Genomic DNA, 5350 nt, shown 5'->3' with positions numbered 1-5350 from the left:
TCTGTTTTTTTTGTGTGTGTGGGTGTGTGTTTTTTTTTTTTCCGCGCGGGGGGGGGGGGGGGGGGCCCCCGCGACGGGGGGTTGGATGAGCAAGCGGCCAGTGCCGAAAGACGTGATCGACGCGTGGTTCCGCCCGGCAACGGTCAATCGCGATGTGCGACGGGACCTCGCCAAGTACTTGAATACGGTGCCGCGTCGCGCCGAACTGCTCGAGATCGCCGCGCGCAACGCGGCCTTTTCCGGACCTGTGCTCATCGCCTGGGCGGTCGAGGACAAGATGATGCCGATCGCACACGCCCGCCGCCTCGCCGAGCTGTACGCCGACGCCCATCTCGTCGAGATCGAGGACAGTTACACGCTGCTGCCCGAAGACCAGCCGCAGCGGCTCACCGAGGTCATCGCCGAATTTCTCGCCGCCACTGACAACCGCCTGCGTCGGTGAGGTAGCCGAGCCATTCGCCAAGTTCTGATATACCGGCTTACCAGCATCCCGGCCATGCCTGCCACACCGGCCAGCCCGAACGACACGGCGCGAGCATCGACACCCGACGCGGCGGCATCGGTGAGAAGCGGCGCGAGATAGGGCGCCCGCTGGACCGCGGTCGCGAACAACGACGGTGTCGCGGCCGCGGCGGCAGCTGCGGCCACCAACCTTCAACACCGCATTCGGCTCGGGCCCGATGACAGTGCGAGACCGGAATCATCGGTGCCGGTCGGTTCGGTGGGACAGAATCAGGGCCGAGCGCGCTGAAGCGATCAGCGGGCTGGACGAAAGCCATGGTGGAGTCATGTCGTTGCTGGAAACCCTTGTTCGTGGCGCCGCCGGGAAGGTGTTGTCCGCACCCGGCGCGGTCTTCGACCTGCTGCCGATTCGCCGTCCCGTCGTCGACGGGCAACGGCTCAGCGGCAGGATGCAGATGTTCTCCGCCATCGGCAAGTGCGAGCTGCTGGCGCTCACGCCGCCTACCGCCGCGCGACGGCGACGGCTGGACTGGTTCATGAGCCTGGCGACCGCCGTGCCGACCGGCCCGGTCGAGACCTCCGAGATCGCCATCCCCGGTGCCCTTCGCGCGCGGATATACACGCCACACAGCGCGAACGGCGCACTGCTGGTGTTCATCCACGGTGGCGGATGGCACGTGGGCAGCATCGACGGCTACGACGGACTGGCCCGATTCCTGGCCGACCGGTCCGGTGTCACGGTGCTGGCGGCCGACTACCGGCTCGCCCCGGAACACCCGTTCCCGGCCGCCTACGACGATGTCGCCGCGGTGTTCCGCTATGTGGTCGACAATGCCGAAGAACTCGGAGTCGACCCCGCCCGGATCGGCATCGGCGGCGACAGCGCGGGCGGGAATCTGGCCGCCGCGGTGGCGTTGCATCTGCCCGCCCGGTATCGCCCCGCGCATCTTTCGCTGCTCTACCCGGCCCTGGACGGTGACCTCGACCGCCACGTCTCCAGCGACCTGTTCACCACCCCGCTCGACAAGGGCTGTGTCGAACGCGCCATCAAGTGGTACGCCGACACCGAGCAGCATCGCGTGGATCCGCGCTTCTCCGTGCTGTCCGCCGACGATGTCAGCGCGCTGCCGCCGACCTCTGTGGCCACCGCCGGGATGGATGTCCTGCGCGACCAGGGGACCGCCCTGGCGGATCGGCTCCGCGCCGCAGGAGTCCCGGTCCGGTTGCGCCAGTTCGACAACCTCCCGCACGGCTTCGCCAGCACGCTCGTCGATCCGCAAGCGCGCTCGGCGGCAACAGAATTCGCCGAGGACGTCCGCGCCGGGCTCGGGTCGAGCGAGGCCTAGGCCGCTCTGCGCGCCGGAACGGTTCAGTCGTCGGCGGGCGCTTTCGCTGACCGTTTCCGCCGCGCGGTCGTCTGGTCGATGCGCGGATCCTCGGTCACCGCATAGTGTTTCACGTATTCGGACAGGAACGCCTGGACCGTCGCCGTGGCCGGGATGGCCAGCAGCGCGCCGACCGCGCCGAGCAGCGCACCGCCCGCCAGCACCGCCAGCAGCGCGATCGCGGCATTGACGTCGACGGTGCGCGCGGTGATCCGCGGCTGCAGCAGATAGTCCTGGACCCACTGGTACACCACCGCGAACACGATGACCCAGACCGCGTCGAGCGGATCGACCGACAGCGCGACGAACACCGGCAGGATCGCGGCGATGTAGGTGCCGATGGTCGGGATGAAGGCGGAGATCACGCCGAACCACACACCCAGCGCGATGGGGTTGGGCAGGCCGAGGATCGCCAGGAACGCACCGTGCACGATCGCGGAGACGATGGCGAGCAGCAGCCGCGAGTACAGGTAGCCGCCGGTCTTGTCGATGGCGAGATCCCACGCGTGCAGGAATGTCTGCTGATGGGCGGGTGGCAGCATCGAGCAGACGGTGCGCCGCACCTTCGGCCCGCCGGCGGTGAGGTAGACGCTGAACAGTGCGATCGTCAGGACCTGCGCCAGCCCGCCCAGCACGGTCGTCGACACGCCCCAGACATTGTCGGCGGCGGTACGGGCGTAACCCTCGATCAGGTCGGACTCGCGCAGCAGCCGCTGACTCAGGTCGTGCATCGTGAAGTGCTGGCCGAAGGCGCGATTGACCCAGTCGATGCCCTCCTCGAGCAGTCGCGGTGTCTCGTGGGCGAGGTTCGCCGTCGTCTCCACCAGCAGCGTCACCAGTGCGGCGAGGAAGGCCAGCACGCAGGCGAAGGTGCCGATGAACACCAGCCCGGTGGCGAGTCCGCGTGGCATGCCTCGCCGCACCAGCACCGCGACGGCGGGCTCCATCGCCAGGGAGATGAAGAAGGCGACCAGCAGGATGATCAGGATGCCGAGCAGCCGGTGGAACGCCCAGTCGGCGAGCAGGAACAGCCCGAAGAAGACAAGGGCCAGCGCCATCGCCCGAGGGAGCCACGGCGGCATCAGGGTGCGTGCGCTCGCCTGCGGTTTCTCCGGGGAATCGTTGTCCACGGCTCCCAGTGTCGCCCCGGACGAGCCCGCTTCTCGGCACCGACGCGGCCTTGTGTGCTCGATGCCGCCGCGTCACTCGCCCGGTCGTCGTGCACCGGGTTGATCGGGAAGGTCGGTAGTCCGCATTTCTAGAACACGTTATAGTCGGCCCCAGGCGGCGACCATGTCGACGGCGCGTCCGCCCGGAAGGTGGTACAGGTGCGGACCTGGGATTTGTCAGCCGACGTCGTTGTCGTCGGATACGGCGGCGCGGGTGTGGTGGCGGCGCTGGCCGCGCGCGAAGCGGGCGCCGACGTGCTCGCGATCGACCGCTATCTGGGCGGCGGTGCGACGGCGCTGTCCGGTGGCATCGTGTACGCGGGTGGCGGCACCTGGGTGCAGCGCGCCGCGGGCATCGACGACGACGTCGAGAACATGCTCGCCTACCTGGAAGCCGAGGTCGGTGACGCGGTGAGCGCGCCGACGCTGCGCCGATTCTGCGAAGAATCCCCGGCGTTGATCGACTGGTTGTCCGAGCATGGCGTGCCGTTCCAGCCGTCGGTGTGCCCGTACAAGACGTCCTATCCGACCGACGACTACTACCTCTACTACTCGGGCAGCGAGAACTCCGGCGGTTACCGGGAACTCGCGAAGCCGCGGCAGCGCGGCCATCGTGCGCACGGCCCCGGTGTCTCCGGCAAGGCGCTGTTCGGACCGCTGGCCGAATCGGCCGCCGCGCGGGGCGTCAACGTCCGAACCGGTACCAGGGCAGCCCGTCTCGTCGTCGAGGGCGGCCGGGTGACGGGTGTCGAGGCCGTCACGATCGACGGTGCGCCCGCGGCGGTGCGACGCCGGTTCGCCCTGCTCGCCCGCATCTCGGCGAAACCCGGTGTGTATCACCCTGGTCTGCGCCGGGCGGTGGAGTCGCTGTTGGCCCGGATCGAGCGCAAACACGGACGACCGGTGCGGATCCAGGCGAGATCCGGTGTGGTGCTCACGACTGGTGGGTTCATCGCCAACCAGGCGATGGTGGCCCGGCATGCGCCCGCGTACCCGTGGTCGCAGGGGCTGCCGCTTGGCACCGCCGGTGACGACGGCAGCGGCATCTCGATGGCGCAGGATATCGGCGCGGCGAGCGGCAAGATGGAGGCGATGTCGACGTGGCGCTTCATCGCGCCGCCCAGTGCGTTGTTCGGCTCGATCGCCGTGAATCGCCTGGGGCAGCGCATGATCGACGAATCCCGCTACGGCGCCGCACTGGGCGCGGCAATCGCGACCAGCCCCGGCAACCGGGCCTGGCTGCTCGTCGACGCGGAACTGGAAGCCGAAGCCCGCACCCAGATCGGCCCGCAGTCGGTGTGGTTCCAGCGTATGCAGACCGAGCGGCTGTGGCGGATCGGGCGCGTCTCCGGCCGCACCGTCGAGGAGGTCGCCACCGGCGCCGGTATCGACCCGGTCGCCCTGCGCGACACCGTGGACGCGCACAACCAGGCGATCGAGCACAATCAGCCCGATCCGCTGGGCAAGCCCGACGACATCCGGCGCCCGATTCGCACCGGACCCTTCGCCCTGCTGGACATCTCGTTCACCGCACGGCTCACCTACCCGATGCCCATGCTCACCCTCGGTGGTCTGCTGGTCGACGAGGACACCGGCGCCGTCCGCGCCGAATCCGGCGGCGTCATCCCCGGTCTCTTCGCGGCGGGGCGCGCGGCGGTCGGGGTCTGCTCGGACTCCTACGTCAGCGGCCTGTCCCTGGCCGACTGCGTCTTCTCCGGCCGCCGCGCGGGCGCACACAGCGTCCAGCCTGCCCCGACCGGATCACAGCGGCAGGAGGTGGTGCTTGCGCGGGTAGCGGACGACCTTCTTGTCGCGCAGCAGGTGCAGGGCGCGGCGGATTTCCAGGCGGGTGGTCGACGGCTCGATGACGCGGTCGATGTAGCCGCGCTCGGCGGCGATCCACGGGGTGGCGATGGTCGCGTTGTAGAAGTCGATCATCTGCTGCCGGATCGCGCCGCGCTGGTCCTCGGGGGTGGCGTCGAGGATCTTGCGCTGGGTCAGGCCGACGGCGCTCTCGGCGCCCATGACCGCGATGCGCGCGGTCGGCCACGCCAGGTAGGCGTCGCAGCCCAGCGCCTTGGCGCCCATGACGGCCCAGCCGCCGCCGTAGGCCTTGCGGATCACGACAGTCACCTTGGGGACGGTCGCCTCCACGTAGGCGAACAGGAACCGGCCGCCGCGCTTGATGACGCCCGCCTTCTCCTGTTCCACGCCGGGCAGGAAGCCGGGGGTGTCGACCACGAGCACCAGCGGGATCTCGAAGGCGTTGCAGATGTGGATGAAGTGCGAGGCCTTGTCGCTGGCATTCGAGTCGAGCGCGCCGGCCAGCACCTG

General features: G+C 69.3%; 4 protein-coding genes and 1 pseudogene. 3 read left to right on the top strand and 2 right to left on the bottom strand.

Features of this window, described 5'->3' with window-relative positions:
* A partial coding sequence (locus ACFWPJ_RS21615) for an alpha/beta fold hydrolase (protein WP_378853997.1) occupies positions 1-442 on the top strand: 442 nt, incomplete at its 5' end.
* Positions 443-788: 346 nt separating this feature from the next.
* The gene (locus tag ACFWPJ_RS21610; protein WP_378853995.1) at positions 789-1808 is read left to right on the top strand and encodes an alpha/beta hydrolase; all 1020 of its coding nucleotides are present in this window, start codon (positions 789-791) and stop codon (positions 1806-1808) included.
* Between the two features lie 23 nt (positions 1809-1831).
* On the opposite strand, the gene ACFWPJ_RS21605 is transcribed toward ACFWPJ_RS21610, so the two are convergent.
* The gene (locus tag ACFWPJ_RS21605) at positions 1832-2977 is read right to left on the bottom strand and encodes an AI-2E family transporter (protein WP_378853993.1); all 1146 of its coding nucleotides are present in this window, start codon (positions 2975-2977) and stop codon (positions 1832-1834) included.
* A 198-nt stretch (positions 2978-3175) separates the two neighbouring features.
* Between ACFWPJ_RS21605 and ACFWPJ_RS21600 the strand changes: the two are divergent.
* Positions 3176-4762 (top strand): annotated as a pseudogene (locus ACFWPJ_RS21600) (FAD-binding protein); the annotation flags it as partial.
* 15 nt (positions 4763-4777) lie between these two features.
* Here ACFWPJ_RS21600 and ACFWPJ_RS21595 read toward each other — a convergent pair.
* Positions 4778-5350 (bottom strand): carboxyl transferase domain-containing protein (locus tag ACFWPJ_RS21595; RefSeq protein ID WP_378854001.1); only part of this gene is annotated, 573 nt, incomplete at its 5' end.

This window comes from Nocardia sp. NPDC058497, assembly GCF_042720195.1.
Lineage (GTDB): Bacteria > Actinomycetota > Actinomycetes > Mycobacteriales > Mycobacteriaceae > Nocardia.
The sequence above is the reverse complement of the archived record's forward strand: the minus strand, read 5'-3'. Positions and strand labels throughout refer to the sequence as shown.

Excerpts from the sequence above, each read along its gene's own strand:
- ACFWPJ_RS21610 (WP_378853995.1), top strand. The coding sequence starts at position 789 with ATGTCGTTGCTGGAAACCCTTGTTCGTGGCGCCGCCGGGAAGGTGTTG.